We start from the raw sequence: 15,205 nt of genomic DNA, 5'->3' as shown, positions 1-15,205 counted from the left end.
TTTCAGGTGTTTAGCTATTGATTCGACGCTGTGGCCGACCCAATTCAACAAGCGTAACGCCGACGATCCCCTGCACGACAGCCGACCGTCATAGCAGATGAAAGGATACCATCATGAACCGCGTTGCCACACTCGCCCTCGTTTCCGCCTTCTCCTCCCTCGCGCTTGCCGGCGTCAGCCGTGCGGAAAGCTTTGGCATGAACAGCCCATCGGGCATCGAACAGACGCTCCGCAATTTCCGGGGTAACGACTTCACCGTAAGGCATTTCTACAACTTTCACGACGTAAGTCCCGAAGCAAATGGTCCGCGCTCCGCTCCGCCACGCTCGGCACAGGATGTGCGCCAGATTCAGGCATCGATCGACGCCAACAAGGTGCTGATGCGCAAGCTCGGTAATGACGGCGTGAATGTCCGCAACGTCATCAATGCCGAACAGGCAGCCGATGGCAGCATTACCCTATTTACCGACTGATCGCGCAGGGGCGGTGCAGATCGCTGCACCGCCCTGCCCGACAATTCAACCGACGCCTATTGAAAACCAGATCGAATTGATGGTCTCTTCTCCCTGCAAAAGGGAAAAGACATGACACGGAACATGAAACCGGTTCTTAATATTGCCGACCTGACGCTGGAGCGGTGGCAACAGGGCTCGCTCTACGAAGGCGCCGACGCATCCTTCGGCCGCCTGCTTGGCCTTTCCAATCTTGGGATCAGCTACAACGAGGTGCCTCCCGGCAAATCGAGCTGTCCGTTCCACAATCACCATGTCGAGGACGAGCTGTTCTTCGTGATCGAAGGGACCGGCGAATACCGTTTTGGAACCAGCCGTTACCCTATCAAAAAAGGCGACACGCTCGGCGCACCTGCCGGCGGGAAGGAAACGGCACATCAAATCCTCAATACCGGCCGGACGACGCTGATCTATCTTGGCATCTCCACGATGGCGAAAACGGAGATCGTCGAGTACCCCGATTCCCAAAAATTCCTCGCCAAGACCAATCACGACGGCTGGCGCTTCCGCTTCATCGGGCGCGCGTCAAGCGATCTCGACTACTGGGACGGCGAAGCAGGCGCGTGAGGCAGGCTTTACAGAATCATGACGATCAACATTCCGACCATTGAAACCGAGCGGTTGATACTGCGGCCGCACCGGCTCGACGATTTCGATGCCTATATGGACTTGTGGGCCGATGAAGACGTCGTCCGACATATCAGCGGCGTGCCATCGACACGCGAGCAGACATGGTCCCGCCTCATGAGGGCGAGCGGCATGTGGCATCATATGGGGTTCGGCTTTCTGATCGTCGAGGAAAAGCAAAGCGGGCGGCTGATCGGCGAAGCAGGCTTCCACGAAGCCCGACGTGAGATGTCTCCATCTATCGAGGAAACATTGGAAACCGGATGGGTGTTGCTGCCTTGCGCACACGGACGGGGCTATGCGACAGAAGCGCTCACAGCGCTGATTGCATGGGCGGACCGTCATTTCCCCGGCAAAGAGATGACCTGCATCATCAGCCCGCAAAACGCAGCTTCGCTACGCGTCGCCGAAAAGCTCGGCTTCCGCGAGGTGACGCGCATTGATTATCACGGCGAAATCATTCTGCTTTCGCGGCAGGGAATTCAGCCAGCCTAGCTGCATAACGCGCCATCGTATCGACCTCGAAATTGACGAAGTCGCCGGCCCCTCGCTCGCCCCATGTCGTGACTTCCAAAGTATGGCGAATGAGAAGCACGTCGAAATCGGTGCCTTCGACGGCATTGACAGTCAGCGACGTACCATCGAGCGCGATCGAGCCTTTGGGCGCCACGAACCTCGCGAGATGCTCCGGGGCGCGCAGACGGAAGCGGGTCGCATCGCCTTCGGCCGTCACCGACAGGATTTCTGCCTTGCCGTCGACATGCCCGGAGACGATGTGGCCACCGAGTTCGTCGCCGATCTTCAAAGAGCGCTCCAGATTGAGGCGGGTGCCTTCCTTCCAGCTTGCAAGCGTCGTGAGCCTCAGCGCCTCTTCCCAGGCCTCCACCTCAAACCAACGCCCGTTGCTGCCTTCCTCCGGCAGGCCGGTCACCGTCAGGCAGATGCCCGAATGGGAAATCGAGGCGCCCATATCGATGGTCTTAGGGTCGTAATCGCTGGCGACCCGGAGCTTCACACCCTCGTTCATGGGTGAAATGGATTCGATCGTGCCGATATCGGTTACAATTCCGGTGAACATCAAAATTCTCTTTCGTATTCGTCCAGCCTGTCGTCGCCGAACATGAATGTGCCTCGATGGGCAAAACCGGATGGCATATCGGTCTTCCTCAGAGGCGATTCAATACCGCCCTCGCCGATGATGATCTGGCCCTGATAAAGCTGGATCCGATCGACGAGACCGGCGTCAAGGAAAAGCCGCGCCGTCTTCGCACCGCCTTCGACGAGGAGCGAGGAAATGCCGCGCGAGGCTAGCGCGGGAAGCAATACTTCGGGATGGTAAGGATGGCAGTAGAGGATTTCGACGCCTGCATCGCGCAGTGCTTCGGCGCGTGCCTCACCCCCCTCTGCCATGCCCGACATCTCCCCCGCCAGGGGGGAGATCGGCAGATTGCTGTAGTTCGTTTCTACTGGCACCTCAACAGTGGCGTCGACCCGGTCGAAAGACGGCGAAAGAGTGCTCACCCCGTCTATGTCGCCATTCGTAAGGGAGGTGTCCACCACCACAGAAGGGGGTGCCTCGCCTGCAACGGCAATGGTCGGCACCTCTCTTGCTGAACGCACAAGTTTACTGCCGAGCGGCAAATCAAGCCGCGGATCAAGCACGACACGCACCGGCGACAGCGATTGCAGACCCGGCACGCGCACCGTCAGTTCCGGGTCGTCGGCAATCGCCGTGCCGATGCCGACGAGGATGGCATCGGTTTGGGCGCGGAGCGCGTGGACCTGTGCGCGGGCGAGAGGACTGGTGATGGCGATCTGTCCCTCGCCTTTGCGGCCGATCATGCCGTCGGCGGAAACGGCAAGCTTCAGAATCACATAGGGCCGGTTCTTCGTCTGCCGGGTGAGATAGCCGGCGAGCGAGCGCCTGCCCTCCTGTTCCAGCACGCCTGTTTCAACCTCGATGCCGGCTTCGCGCAGAAGCGCAATGCCACGGCCGCAGACGCGCGGATCGGGATCGGTCACGCTGATGACGACGCGCGCCACACCAGAGGCAATCAAGGCTTCGGCGCAGGGCGGCGTCTTGCCGTGATGAGCGCAGGGTTCGAGCGTCACATAGGCGGTGGCGCCGCGAGCCAGTTCGCCGGCCTCGGCAAGCGCCTGCGGCTCGGCATGCGGGCGCCCGCCGATCGCCGTGGTGCCGCGGCCGACGATTTCGCCGTCCTTGGCGATGACGCAGCCGACGGAAGGATTTGTGGAGGTCTGGCCGAGATGCAGACGGCCAAGTTCGATTGCCTCGGCCATCCAACGCTCGTCATGCGGCCCGGCGCTCACGGCTCAGGTCTCCAAAGTGTCGCGGCTGATCTTGGCGTTGATTTCGGAGATGACCTTTTCGAAATCCTCGGCATGCGAGAAGTCCCGATAGACCGAGGCATACCGAACAAAGCCGACGTCGTCGAGACTCTTGAGAGCTTCAAGCACCTGAAGGCCGATCGCCTCGGAGCTGATTTCGACTTCGCCGGAGCTTTCGAGGCGACGGACGATGCCCGAAACAGCCCTTTCGATGCGGTCACGGTCGACCGGACGCTTGCGCAGCGCGATCTCGAAGGACCGCACCAGCTTGTCCCGGTCGAAAGGCACCTTGCGGCCAGTCTTCTTGACGACCATGAGCTCGCGCAGTTGCACGCGCTCGAAGGTCGTGAAGCGGCCGCCGCAGTCGGGACAGATACGTCTGCGGCGGATGGACGTATTGTCCTCCGCCGGGCGTGAATCCTTGACCTGTGTGTCTTCCGATCCGCAGAATGGGCAGCGCATGCGCTATCCTTAGCCGATATAGTCGTACATTGGGAAGCGGCCGGTAAGGTCGACCACCTTGCCACGAACGGCTGCTTCGACAGCAGCGTTGCCTTCGTCGGAGTTGGCGACCTTCAGGCCGTCGAGAACCTCCACGATGAGGTTGCCGATTTCCTTGAATTCCGCCTCCTTGAAGCCGCGCGTCGTGCCTGCCGGTGCACCGAGCCGGACGCCGGAGGTGACGAAGGGCTTTTCCGGATCGAACGGAATACCGTTCTTGTTGCAGGTGATGTAGGCGCGCCCGAGCGCTGCTTCGGCGCGCTTTCCGGTCGCGTTCTTCTTGCGAAGATCGACGAGCATCAGGTGGTTGTCGGTACCCCCGGAGACGACATCGAGTCCGCCGGCCATCAGCGTCTCGGCAAGCGCCTTTGCGTTCCTGACGATCTGTGCGGCGTAGTCCTTGAATTCCGGCTGCAGCGCTTCGCCGAAGGCGACGGCCTTGGCGGCGATGATGTGCATCAGCGGACCACCTTGGAGACCTGGGAAGACAGCCGAATTGAACTTCTTCGCCAGATCCTCGTCGTTCGTCAGGATGACGCCGCCGCGCGGGCCGCGAAGCGACTTATGGGTCGTGGTCGTTGCGACGTGGCAGTGCGGGAACGGCGACGGATGCTGGCCGCCTGCAACGAGGCCGGCGATATGAGCCATGTCGACCATGAGATAGGCGCCGACGGCGTCGGCAATCTCGCGGAAACGCTTCCAGTCCCAGATACGGGAGTAAGCGGTGCCACCGGCAATGATCAGCTTCGGCTTGTGCTCTTCGGCCTTGCGGGCCACTTCGTCCATGTCGAGGAGATTATCGCCTTCGCGAACGCCGTAGGACACGACGTTGAACCACTTGCCGGACATGTTGACCGGCGAACCATGCGTCAGGTGACCGCCCGAGTTCAGGTCGAGGCCCATGAATGTGTCGCCCGGCTGCAGCAGCGCCAGGAAGACCGCTTGGTTCATCTGCGAGCCGGAATTGGGCTGGACGTTAGCGAAGTTGACGCCGAAGAGCTTTTTTGCACGTTCGATCGCCAGCTCTTCAGCAATATCGACGAACTGGCAGCCGCCGTAGTAGCGCTTGCCCGGATAGCCTTCCGCGTATTTGTTCGTCATGATGGAGCCCTGGGCTTCCAGCACCGCGCGGGAAACGATGTTTTCCGATGCGATCAATTCGATCTCATGCCGCTGGCGGCCGAGCTCCTTTTCAATCGCGCCGAAGATATCCGGATCGGTGTCTGCAAGCGAGCGATTGAAGAAGGTCTGCGTGGAAGCATTTGTCATGGGAGGCTCCTCAACTGGAATGCGCGAAGGTATTAGCGTTCCGCCCTGCCGAGAGCAATACGAAGAACGACATTTGCTGGGCAATCTACGCGCAGCAGTGTCGTGGACTTGGCTGGTTGCCGTGGAATGGCCCTCACCCTGATCCACCATGCGCCAACTTGAAGGCACGCGCCTCGCAAACCCAAGAGATCAACCGAAGCCTTGCGACATATCCCATTCGGCCCCATTGCCGCAGGAAGGTCCCGGCAAGCCGATGAAGGGCCACCGCTGGCAAAGAAAAACCGCGCCTTTCAGCGCGGTTTCCAATTGATCTGCATGAAACTTACTGAACCGGCTGTTCCATTCCGGCGGTCGTATCGAGCGCGAGCTCGGCGTTGCCGTCCATCTGGTAGATGTCGTCTCGGAACTGCACGAGGCCGTCCGGCATGCCCCAGGCGGAAATATAGACGAAATAGACCGGGATCTCCTCGGCAAGCGTGATCGGCGTGTTGACCCGGCTGGCGATCACCTGCTCCATCTGCTGACGCGACCACGGCGGCGTGTCGCGCAGCAGCCACGTCGTCAGGTCGCGGACATTCTGGACGCGCACACAGCCCGACGACTCAAAGCGCATCAACTTGTTGAACAAGCCCTGCTGCGGCGTGTCGTGCATGTATTCGCCGTTCTTGTTATGGAAGTTGATTTTCGCCGAAGCCATGGCATTGATCTTGCCCGGATCCTGACGGAACATCAGGTTCGGCGCCTCGCCGTTCCAGTCGATGGTCTCGGGGGCGACTTCGTTGCCTTTGCCGTCGATCAGGCGAATGGCGTTCTTCTCGAGATAGGTCGGGTCCTTGCGCATCAGCGGCATGATGTCCTTCTCGACGATCGAGCGCGGCGCGGTCCAATAAGGATTGAGGATGACCTCGTAGATCTTCGAGTTGACGATATGCGTGGGGCGGCTGATACGTCCGACGACCGCCGCATGACGTGTCGCCACGCTACCGTCCTCGACCGCCTCGACATAGGCGGCCGGAATATTGACCATGACGTGGCGGCGGCCGAGATCTTCCGGGAAGGTCTGCAGGCGGATGAGGTTGGTGTTTAGCTGCTGCAGGCGCACGTCAACCGGAATGTTCATCGCCTTCAGCGTGAATTCGCCGATGACGCCGTCTGCCGGAAGCCCATGACGAGCCTGGAAGCGCTTGACCGCACCGTCGACATAGGAATCGAAGGCGGAAGACATGCCTGCTTCGCGCGGCAGGTCACCGGTAATGGCAAGGCGCTGGCGCAGAGCCTGGACGGAAGGATCGGTCACGCCGAGCTGAAGACGCAGGCCGGCCGGATTGACCTCGGGCCAACCACCAGCGGACGCGATCTGCTGATACTCCACGATCGCCTGCTGGATACTCGGAACCGATTGCGGGCTGAGGATCGGGGTATTGGAGACGGCGGCACTCGCGGTGCGCGAGGCAGCCTTGGCATCGAACTGGTCATCCCAGGTGCCGCGGCGTGGTGCGTTGATCAGCGCGTCGAGCGCCGACTGCGCAAAGGCCGGGGCGGCGATTGCACCAGCACCGACGGTTGCCGCAGACGCAAGAAAGGCGCGGCGCGAAAGAGCTTCAATTCGGTTTTTCTTCGACATCATCCCAACCACTCAATGCCGCAGCTTGAAGGAAAACCGCGGGCTTTGCGATTCACTGCGCCACGGCACAGATCACTACCATTCCGTTTTCCGGCGCATCGCAAATTTTCTGCGCCCGGCCCCATAAGATTGCGAGCCGGAAGCGCGGACGAATTTGAACGACCATACAAGAAGCGCCGCTTGCCGTGCATGTCCGCTGTCATACCAATATGGCCAATTCGTGTCGCCCGACGCCCCATATGCCTACCGATGGTCGGGAGCGGCACGGACGAAGCCATATCGAACCATGTTGAACGGTGCTGGTTAATAACGGCTAAAAAACGACCTGAATACAGGCTGCTGTGCTTGGGTGCGACGCGTTGCAAAGATGACACGCCTGGCCGGAACGGCAAAACCGGACGCGCAGGGACGCATCCGGTTTTCTTCGACCCTGGAGGAGGTCTCTTGTCCTTAGAGCCGGTAAAGGATCTGGTCGTTCCAGAAGCGGTCGAGGCGCTGCAGGAGCTTGTTCATCTGGGTGAACTCGTCCGTGCCGATGCCGCCGACCTTGTCGATCGAGGCGATGTGGCGCTCGTAGAGCTTGGCGACTGTTTCGGCGACCTCTGTGCCGGTTTCCGTCAGGCTGATGCGGACGGAGCGGCGGTCGATGCGTGAACGCTGGTGGTTGATGAAACCGAGATCGACGAGCTTCTTGACGTTGTAGGACACGTTCGAGCCGAGATAGTAGCCACGCGAGCGCAGCTCGCCGGCGGTCAGCTCGGAATTGCCGATGTTGAAAAGGAGCAGAGCCTGGATGGCGTTGACGTCGCTGCGGCCCTGACGGTCGAACTCGTCCTTGATGACATCCAGAAGGCGGCGGTGAAGACGTTCAACAAGGTGAAGGGATTCCATGTAGAGATTACGGATGTCCTGGTCCTGCTGATCGCGGAAGTTCGATACCGCCTGCGGCTTGATTTTCGTATTCATGATGACTGCCTCACTGTTTTGTTTGGCGGTGTTGGTTTTCTTCCCGCCTTGAGACAGACCCTATCGAATACAAATAAAATTCTACTTAAACTGCAGGCTTAACAGCACCTTACCGGAAACCCCGCGTTGTATCAGGGTAAATCAACGCTTACTTTGCGACGCTGGCGGCGTTTCTCCAGCCAGAGCGCCAGGCGGAAAACCAAGTAGACCAGGGCAACCGCGCCATGCATCAGAAGGATCAGCCGGTTGGAGCCGAAGGTCTGCGGAAGCAGGCCATACATGAGGATTTGTCCGCCTGCGGCGAGCACCCAAACGACCGGGCCCCAGGATACTGTCAGCCAGAGGCCGAGCGAAGCGACGGGGAAGAGGACGGCAAGGCTGGTGGCAGCAACTTTCCACGGCAAGCTCAAAAGATCAAATCGCCCTGCCCCCACCAGCGAATAGCCAACAAGCATCGCCCAATATTGCAGGCCGAACCAGAAGCAGGAGATCGCGACCAGCCTCAGGAAGAGGATGAACAGGATGTCTATCAGCGTCCGCTTCGGCATCGTCGGAGAATCATTTTCCATGGCGCAGACTCTAGAATTCCCTTTGCAGTTCCACCAGCGGCCGAGCCGCCGCGGCTAATCGCCCCGGTTTGGTTTTCGGGTCCGTCATGATAATGAGCGGACCAAGAAATGGAATGGCCAGGGACGAAAGACAATGCAGGACAAGACGCACCTCGTCGACGAGATCACCAGACACCGCCGCATGCGCCGCAACCGCAAGGCGGACTGGACGCGCCGGCTGGTGCAGGAAAACCGGCTGACGGTGGATGACCTGATATGGCCGGTCTTCGTGATCCCAGGTTCCGGCATCTTGGAGCCTGTTCCCTCCATGCCCGGCGTCAACCGCATGAGCATCGACAAGCTGACGGATGCGGCCAGGGAAGCGGCTGACCTCGGCGTCCCGGCAATCGCCACCTTCCCGAATATTGAGATGACACTACGTGACGAAACGGGCTCGAACAGCCTGGAGGCCAACAATCTCATCAATCAGGCGACCATCGCCATCAAGAAAGCCGTTCCGAACATCGGCGTGATCACCGACGTGGCTCTCGATCCTTTCACCAGTCACGGCCATGACGGTATCCTGTACGATGGCGAAATCGTCAACGACGAGACTGTCGATCAGGTGGCGCGCGCCGCCGTCATGCAGGCTGATGCCGGTTCTGATATCATTGCCCCGTCGGAAATGATGGACGGTCGCATCGGCGCGATCCGCCGGGCACTCGATGCCGCAGGGCACCAGAATGTCGGGATCATGAGCTATGCGACCAAGTTTGCCTCGGCATTTTACGGCCCATATCGAGAGGCGATCTCGACCGGCGGCCTGCTGAAGGGCGACAAGAAGACCTACTATATCGATCCCGCCAATGGCACCGAGGCGATCCGCGATGCAGCACTTGATGTCGAAGAGGGTGCGGACATGCTGATGGTCAAGCCGGGCCTGCCCTATCTAGACATCTGCTGGCGGATGAAGGAGGCCTTCGGACTGCCGACTTTCGCCTATCAGGTTTCCGGCGAATATGCGCAGATCAAGGCTGCCGCAATGAACGGCTGGATCGACGGCGAACGGGCGATGCTGGAAACGCTGCTTGCCTTCAAGCGCGCAGGCTGCGACGGGATCTTGACCTATTTCGCGATCGAGGTCGCCAGACTGCTGGCAAAGCGCTGAACTTCGCCCATTATTGTATCTCCGACGGCCGACACCATATCAGTGGCATCGATTTCCAAAGGAGACCGCAAATGAGCCTTAACCCGAACCCGCTTTATGCCGCACCGGAAGACTGGCGCGCCTATAGCGGCACGCTGAGCCGGCGGGTCTTCGCGTTCATTCTCGACTACATCATTGTGCTGCTGCTCTGCATCCCTGCGGCAGTCGTGCTGTTTTTCCTGTCGATTCTGACGCTCGGCCTCGGCTTCTTTCTCTATCCGGCGCTGTTCGTGCTGGTTGCCGGCCTTTATTTCGGCTTGACGGTCGGCGGGCCGAGCCAGGCTTCGCCCGGCATGCGGGCGATGGGCATTGCAATTGCGCGCGTCGATGGCCGCCCGATGGATTTCCTTTTGGCGATTGCTCATCTGGCGCTGTTCTGGATCCTTAATTCGCTATTGACGCCGCTGATTCTGCTTGCTGGCCTTTTTACCGAGCGCAGCCGCCTGATCCACGACCTGCTTGTCGGCACCGTGACCGTACGCACCGACTGAGGCGGCAAATAAAATCCGCCGCCGGCCTTTGCCGGCCGGCCCGCGGCGCCATATCAAAAAAGAACAGAAAAATTGATAGCGCGGATAGACTAGCCGCGCTGTTGACGTTTTCTATTCTTAGTTCATGCTGTCATAAAATAGTCAGTGCGAAAGGACATTTCCCCGGCAGATGAATACGCAGGCCTCGCCATCACCGCAGTTTTATCTGACGGCTCCGGCTGCATGTCCGTATTTGCCGCATGAGATGGAGCGTAAGGTCTTTACGCATCTCGTCGGTCCGCGCGCAGCAGAAATGAACGACATTCTGACACAGGGCGGCTTCCGCCGTTCACAGAACATAGCTTACCGCCCCGCCTGCGAAGCGTGCCGTGCCTGCGTCTCGGTGCGTATCCTGGCGCAGGAGTTCCAGCCGACAAATTCGATGAAACGGGTGCTCGCCCACAACGTCGACGTCATGGCGACCGAATTTCCGGCGCAGCCTTCCAGCGAGCAGTATTCACTCTTCCGCCGCTATCTCGACGACCGCCATCAGCAAGGCGGCATGTCCGACATGACCGTGCTCGACTATGCGATCATGGTGGAAGATACACATGTGAACACCAAGATCATCGAATACCGCAAGCGCGAGGAAGGTTCAGGGCTGGAGACCCGTCCACGAGGCGAGCTCCTGGCTGCCGCTCTGACCGACACGATGAGCGACGGTCTTTCCATGGTCTATTCCTATTTCAATCCCGAATATGACAAGCGCTCGCTCGGCACCTTCATGATCCTCGATCATGTGAAGCGCACGAAGGCGCTCGGCCTTCCGCATGTCTATCTCGGCTACTGGGTTCAGGGTTCGCGCAAAATGGACTACAAGACGCGGTTCCAGCCGCAAGAGCACCTGACGCCGCGCGGCTGGGAACGCTTCGATCCTTCCACGATGCCCGAAACGCACGACTAAATGTCCCCTCCTACCCTTTCCGGTCATCGGAAAGGCCTTGCCCTGACCGCAATCGGTGGCCTGGCCCTTTCCATGGACATTCCGCTCGTGCGACTGGCCGGAGGAGGGATCTGGCCGATCCTCGGTCTTCGCAGCATCACGACGGTTCTCGTGACGCTGCTTGTCATAGCAGCGATCCGCGTGCTGAAAGGGAAATGGCCGGTTCTGATACCGGGCCGGCACGGCATCGCTGCAGGACTGCTTTACGGCCTGTCCACGCTGACTTTCCTGCTTTCGGTTTTCAATACGGCGACGGCCAACGTCGTCTTCATCGTTGCCTTCAATCCGATGTTCGGCGCGCTCCTTTCGTGGGTATTCCTGAAAGAGCGGCCGCCGGTTTCCACCTTGCTGTCGATGGCCGCCATGATCGTCGGCGTGGGAGTGATCGTGCATGACGGAATTTCGAGCGGCCACACCTTCGGCGACGCGATGGCGGTGCTCAGCGCGCTCATCCTTGCCGCGGCAATCACAGTCGGCCGGGCCTCTCGGCGCGACATGGGCTTCGTACCCCTCCTTGCCGCGATGTTCCCGGCAATCCTCGGCTTCGGCATGGCGCTGCCTTCGGGCGTTTGGATCGATCATCCCGGCTGGATCATCGTCAACGGCGCCATCGTGATGCCCGTCGCCTTCTGGTGTCTGGCAACCGGCCCGCGCTATCTCTCTGCCCCCGAAGTCGGCATGTTCTACCTGCTGGAAACGGTGCTCCGATATGGGTCTGGCTCATCTTCGCCGAATTTCCGACCGCGATGACGCTCGTCGGCGGCGCGATCCTCATCATCGCGATCATGACGCTCGCTCTTTATGTCGCGCGAAAGCAGTGTTCAGCAGCAGCGATAGACCTTGAGGTGCGGGACAACGTCGGCGGCATTCAGTTGACGCGAAAGTCTTTGCACCTGTCGGATGAGTTGTGCACTGCCGGAGTTGGCATGGAGAAACATCGGCGAACCTGCCAAATCAGCCATGTCAAAATGACTGAGCCGCGAGGCAATCGCAAGAATTCATGACGAAGAGTTCGCCGAACCGTCGGGCCGGCTGTTGGGGCAGGGCCGAGTCCTCGCCGCTGCACATCTTCTGAGTTTGTCCGATGCCATTCCCTTGTCGACGGCAACAAGCGCACTGGCTACTTCGCCTCCCTCGCCGCCTGCGAAATAGACGAGGGCGTGAGGCTCTTTCTGCGCGTTGTCAGCGTCTTCCTAGCTCGCTAACCGATCCGTCTGTTCCAACACCCGTTCCAGGCCGTCCATCACATTCGTCCAACCCTGACGGGTCTTCTCTTCGAAGGCGCCCCATTCGGCGCACATCTCGTGGGAAAGCGTCAGGCGGCAGCCCTCGCCCAGCGGCTCGATGTCGATCTCGACGCGGTCGGGATTGTGATCGTGCTCCTCCGCCGAGAAGCTGAACACCATGCGTCTTGGCCTGCGAAGTTCGAGAAATATCCCGCAGTGGCATGCGTCGCCGGTTGGGCGCCTGTCGATGATCAGGAAGCGGCCACCGACATGGGGATCGATCTCGGCTCGGATAACATGGCCATCCTTCGTCGCGAAAAGGAAGCGCCTGGCAATTTGCGGGTTGAGCCATGCGTCGTAGACGACGGAAGGCGGCGCATTATAAGTGTGATCGACATGCAGCTTGATGGTGTTGGCAGACATTGATGCTCCTCCGTGTGGGGGCTGCGCTGCGAGCGCAATGCCCGACGGCCATTCCGTCCGTCCTCGGAATGAACCTGCTCCCGATTTTGATAACAGGAATGAAATAGAGGATGCGACCCGCTCGCCAAGAGCGGATCGCCAATTTGTTATCGCCTCAGCCGGCAAATCTGCCGCTGCGCGGGAAGCCCTTTGGGACCGTGCGGCCCGCCGAAGCGCGGTCGCCCAACCATTCGGCCAGTTCTTCCTTGTTTTTTGTGAACGTACGGCCTGCGCTGTCTTCCCAGACGAGACCGTCGACAACGGCAAAACAACGGACGTCGGAAATGCCGCCATCCTTGTATCGTTGCAGGCGCACTCCCTTGCCGCGGGCCATCTCCGGAACCTGGGCCAGCGGGAAGACCAGCATCTTGCGATTCTCGCCGACGACAGCGACGTGATCGCCACTGACAGGAACGATGAGCTTGGTCTCGTCCGGCATCGCAACATTCATGATCTGCTTGCCCTTGCGGGTGTTCGCAGCCATTTCGGATTCCGCCACAACGAAGCCGTTGCCGGCCGTCGAGACGATCAACTGCTTGCGCGCCGGATCGTGGACGAAGGCTGTCAGCACATCCTGATCGTTATCCATGTCGACCATGATGCGCAGCGGCTCGCCGTGGCCGCGCCCGCCGGGCAGCTTGTCGCCGCCAAGCGTGAAGACCTTGCCGCCGGTCGTGACCACAAGGATCTTGTCCGTCGTCTGGGCCGGGAAGGCAATCTTCAGCGCATCGCCTTCCTTGAAGGTCAGGCTCGCGGTGTCCGCGATGTGGCCCTTCAGCGCACGGATCCAGCCTTTTTCGGAAACGACGACGGTAATCGGCTCCTTCTCGATCATCGCGTGCTGGATGGCTTGCTCGTCGGCTTCGGGCGCCTGGGCGAACTGGGTGCGGCGGCGGCCTATTTCGGTTGCTTTGGCAAACTTCTTCTTCACTTCGCCAATTTCCCAGGCGACCGTATGCCACTGCTTTTCCTCGGAGGCGAGCAGCGCCTCGATGCCGGACTTCTCCTTGGTGAGTTCGTCAAACTCGGTTCGGATTTCGAACTCTTCGAGCTTGCGCAAAGAGCGCAGCCGCATGTTGAGGATCGCCTCGACCTGGTTGTCAGTCAGTCCCCAGCGGGCCATCATCACCGGCTTCGGTTCGTCCTCCTCGCGGATGATTCGAATCACCTCGTCGATGTTCAGGTAGGCAATGAGCAAGCCGCCGAGGATCTCGAGGCGTCTGTCGATTGCGGCAAGGCGAAAGCGTGAACGACGCTGCAGGACCTCCCGGCGGTGATTCAGCCACTCCTTCAGCACCTCGTTCAACGCCATGACGCGCGGAATGCGTCCCATGGAAAGAACGTTCATGTTCAACGGAAAGCGGCTCTCCAGTTCCGTCAACTTGAACATCGATTCCATCAGGATCGTCGGATCGACTGTACGGCTCTTCGGCACCAGCACGACACGGACGTCTTCGGCAGACTCGTCGCGTATGTCTTCCAGCAGCGGCAGCTTGCGGGCGATCAGCAGCTCGGCGATCTTTTCGATCAATCGCGACTTCTGCACCTGGAAGGGGATTTCGGTGACGATGATTTGATAGCCGCCACGACCGAGATCTTCGATCTGCCACTTGGCGCGGACGCGGAAGCCGCCGCGGCCAGTGCGGTAGCTTTCGATGATGCTTTCGCGACCGTCGATGATGATGCCGCCTGTCGGAAAATCCGGCCCCGGAATGAACTCGACGAGCTTTTCGACAGTCGCATCCGGATGCTTGATCAAATGCAGTGCCGCATCGCAAAGCTCGTGGGCGTTATGGGAAGGAATGGAAGTCGCCATGCCGACGGCAATGCCGGAGGAGCCGTTGGCGAGCAGGTTCGGGAAAGAGCCCGGAAGAACGGTCGGTTCCTCGTCTTCCTCGTTATAGGTCAGGCGGAAATCGACGGCATCCTGCTCGATGCCTTCGAGAAGCAGCGCCGTGACCTCTGTCATGCGCGCTTCGGTGTAACGGTAGGCGGCGGCGTTATCACCATCGATATTGCCGAAGTTTCCCTGTCCGTCGACGAGCGGATAACGCTGGGAGAAATCCTGCGCCAGACGCACCAGCGCATCGTAGACTGACTGGTCGCCATGAGGGTGGAACTTACCGATGACGTCGCCGACGATGCGGGCGCATTTCTTGAAGGCAGCGTTCGGGCGTATGCCCATCTCGCTCATGGCATGAATGATGCGCCGATGAACCGGCTTCAGGCCGTCGCGGACGTCTGGAAGCGCGCGGTGCATGATGGTTGAAAGTGCATAGGCCAAGTAACGCTCCTCGAGCGCGGCCTTCAGATCAACCGGGTGAATGCTGTCGTCGTCTCCGCCGGAAGGCGGCAAAATCTCTTGTCCCATGTGCCTTGCCTAGCCCAGAAGGCGATTCACGGCAAGGAATGAGGAGGTGGCCCTGTGGATGACGTCCTGG

The 15,205-nt window shown here is 59.9% G+C and carries 15 protein-coding genes and 1 pseudogene; 7 read left to right on the top strand and 9 right to left on the bottom strand.

Annotated features, from left to right (window positions below):
- The first annotated feature begins 113 nt into the window (after positions 1 to 113).
- The 3 genes from AM571_RS06930 to AM571_RS06920 all read left to right on the top strand — a co-directional run bounded on the left by AM571_RS06930 (position 114) and on the right by AM571_RS06920 (position 1,634).
- Positions 114 to 473, top strand: a complete 360-nt coding sequence (locus tag AM571_RS06930; protein WP_074060783.1) for a hypothetical protein — start codon at positions 114 to 116, stop codon at positions 471 to 473.
- A 111-nt stretch (positions 474 to 584) separates the two neighbouring features.
- Positions 585 to 1,079 (top strand): cupin domain-containing protein, encoded by a 495-nt coding sequence (locus tag AM571_RS06925; RefSeq protein WP_074060782.1) that lies wholly within the window; start codon positions 585 to 587, stop codon positions 1,077 to 1,079.
- Between the two features lie 18 nt (positions 1,080 to 1,097).
- Positions 1,098 to 1,634, top strand: a complete 537-nt coding sequence (locus AM571_RS06920) for a GNAT family N-acetyltransferase (RefSeq protein WP_074060781.1) — start codon at positions 1,098 to 1,100, stop codon at positions 1,632 to 1,634.
- On the opposite strand, the gene AM571_RS06915 is transcribed toward AM571_RS06920, so the two are convergent.
- From AM571_RS06915 to AM571_RS06885, 7 genes are all read right to left on the bottom strand, one after another.
- Entirely contained in the window at positions 1,597 to 2,217 is a 621-nt protein-coding gene (locus tag AM571_RS06915) for a riboflavin synthase (protein ID WP_074060780.1), read from the bottom strand. The genes AM571_RS06920 and AM571_RS06915 overlap by 38 nt on opposite strands.
- A complete protein-coding gene (gene ribD / locus AM571_RS06910) occupies positions 2,217 to 3,470 on the bottom strand; it encodes a bifunctional diaminohydroxyphosphoribosylaminopyrimidine deaminase/5-amino-6-(5-phosphoribosylamino)uracil reductase RibD (protein WP_074060779.1) in 1,254 nt (417 codons plus the stop codon). Before ribD ends, AM571_RS06915 begins: the two co-directional genes overlap by 1 nt.
- 3 nt (positions 3,471 to 3,473) lie before the next feature.
- Positions 3,474 to 3,950 (bottom strand): transcriptional regulator NrdR, encoded by a 477-nt coding sequence (gene nrdR, locus AM571_RS06905; RefSeq protein WP_022714748.1) that lies wholly within the window; start codon positions 3,948 to 3,950, stop codon positions 3,474 to 3,476.
- 9 nt (positions 3,951 to 3,959) lie between these two features.
- Positions 3,960 to 5,258, bottom strand: coding sequence for a serine hydroxymethyltransferase (gene glyA, locus AM571_RS06900; protein WP_074060778.1), 1,299 nt, complete (start codon positions 5,256 to 5,258; stop codon positions 3,960 to 3,962).
- Positions 5,259 to 5,580: 322 nt separating this feature from the next.
- Positions 5,581 to 6,882 carry a L,D-transpeptidase family protein gene (locus AM571_RS06895; RefSeq protein WP_074063111.1) on the bottom strand — a complete coding sequence of 434 codons (1,302 nt, stop codon included), beginning with the start codon at positions 6,880 to 6,882 and terminating at the stop codon, positions 5,581 to 5,583.
- 450 nt (positions 6,883 to 7,332) lie between these two features.
- Complete coding sequence (gene ldtR, locus AM571_RS06890) at positions 7,333 to 7,848, bottom strand: transcriptional regulator LdtR (protein ID WP_074060777.1); 516 nt, start codon at positions 7,846 to 7,848, stop codon at positions 7,333 to 7,335.
- 131 nt (positions 7,849 to 7,979) lie between these two features.
- On the bottom strand, positions 7,980 to 8,417 hold the full coding sequence (locus tag AM571_RS06885) for a DUF6163 family protein (protein ID WP_028739575.1): 438 nt from the start codon (positions 8,415 to 8,417) through the stop codon (positions 7,980 to 7,982).
- A gap of 133 nt (positions 8,418 to 8,550) precedes the next feature.
- On the opposite strand from AM571_RS06885, the gene hemB reads away from it, so the two are divergent.
- From hemB to AM571_RS06865, 4 genes and pseudogenes are all read left to right on the top strand, one after another.
- Positions 8,551 to 9,564: a porphobilinogen synthase gene (gene hemB, locus AM571_RS06880; protein ID WP_074060776.1), complete on the top strand. Its 1,014-nt coding sequence runs from the start codon at positions 8,551 to 8,553 to the stop codon at positions 9,562 to 9,564.
- Positions 9,565 to 9,635: 71 nt separating this feature from the next.
- On the top strand, positions 9,636 to 10,094 hold the full coding sequence (locus tag AM571_RS06875; protein WP_074060775.1) for an RDD family protein: 459 nt from the start codon (positions 9,636 to 9,638) through the stop codon (positions 10,092 to 10,094).
- A 169-nt stretch (positions 10,095 to 10,263) separates the two neighbouring features.
- A complete protein-coding gene (locus tag AM571_RS06870; RefSeq protein ID WP_074060774.1) occupies positions 10,264 to 11,037 on the top strand; it encodes an arginyltransferase in 774 nt (257 codons plus the stop codon).
- A pseudogene (locus tag AM571_RS06865) lies at positions 11,038 to 11,894 on the top strand (DMT family transporter); the annotation flags it as partial.
- A 375-nt stretch (positions 11,895 to 12,269) separates the two neighbouring features.
- Here the strand turns inward: AM571_RS06865 and AM571_RS06860 are convergent.
- A complete protein-coding gene (locus AM571_RS06860) occupies positions 12,270 to 12,725 on the bottom strand; it encodes an SRPBCC family protein (RefSeq protein ID WP_074060773.1) in 456 nt (151 codons plus the stop codon).
- Between the two features lie 154 nt (positions 12,726 to 12,879).
- Positions 12,880 to 15,135, bottom strand: a complete 2,256-nt coding sequence (gene parC, locus AM571_RS06855; RefSeq protein WP_074060772.1) for a DNA topoisomerase IV subunit A — start codon at positions 15,133 to 15,135, stop codon at positions 12,880 to 12,882.
- Positions 15,136 to 15,205 lie beyond the last annotated feature (70 nt).

This window comes from Rhizobium etli 8C-3, from assembly GCF_001908375.1.
GTDB classification, from domain to species: domain Bacteria; phylum Pseudomonadota; class Alphaproteobacteria; order Rhizobiales; family Rhizobiaceae; genus Rhizobium; species Rhizobium etli_B.
Note: the sequence above shows the minus strand (reverse complement) of the source record. Positions and strands in the feature narration are given on the sequence as shown.

Excerpts from the sequence above, each read along its gene's own strand:
- AM571_RS06885 (WP_028739575.1), bottom strand. The coding sequence starts at position 8,417 with ATGGAAAATGATTCTCCGACGATGCCGAAGCGGACGCTGATAGACATC.
- AM571_RS06915 (WP_074060780.1), bottom strand. The coding sequence starts at position 2,217 with ATGTTCACCGGAATTGTAACCGATATCGGCACGATCGAATCCATTTCA.
- AM571_RS06925 (WP_074060782.1), top strand. The coding sequence starts at position 585 with ATGACACGGAACATGAAACCGGTTCTTAATATTGCCGACCTGACGCTG.
- ldtR (WP_074060777.1), bottom strand. The coding sequence starts at position 7,848 with ATGAATACGAAAATCAAGCCGCAGGCGGTATCGAACTTCCGCGATCAG.
- nrdR (WP_022714748.1), bottom strand. The coding sequence starts at position 3,950 with ATGCGCTGCCCATTCTGCGGATCGGAAGACACACAGGTCAAGGATTCA.
- AM571_RS06930 (WP_074060783.1), top strand. The coding sequence starts at position 114 with ATGAACCGCGTTGCCACACTCGCCCTCGTTTCCGCCTTCTCCTCCCTC.
- AM571_RS06870 (WP_074060774.1), top strand. The coding sequence starts at position 10,264 with ATGAATACGCAGGCCTCGCCATCACCGCAGTTTTATCTGACGGCTCCG.
- AM571_RS06895 (WP_074063111.1), bottom strand. The coding sequence starts at position 6,882 with ATGTCGAAGAAAAACCGAATTGAAGCTCTTTCGCGCCGCGCCTTTCTT.
- glyA (WP_074060778.1), bottom strand. The coding sequence starts at position 5,258 with ATGACAAATGCTTCCACGCAGACCTTCTTCAATCGCTCGCTTGCAGAC.
- AM571_RS06920 (WP_074060781.1), top strand. The coding sequence starts at position 1,098 with ATGACGATCAACATTCCGACCATTGAAACCGAGCGGTTGATACTGCGG.
- hemB (WP_074060776.1), top strand. The coding sequence starts at position 8,551 with ATGCAGGACAAGACGCACCTCGTCGACGAGATCACCAGACACCGCCGC.
- AM571_RS06860 (WP_074060773.1), bottom strand. The coding sequence starts at position 12,725 with ATGTCTGCCAACACCATCAAGCTGCATGTCGATCACACTTATAATGCG.
- AM571_RS06875 (WP_074060775.1), top strand. The coding sequence starts at position 9,636 with ATGAGCCTTAACCCGAACCCGCTTTATGCCGCACCGGAAGACTGGCGC.
- parC (WP_074060772.1), bottom strand. The coding sequence starts at position 15,135 with ATGGGACAAGAGATTTTGCCGCCTTCCGGCGGAGACGACGACAGCATT.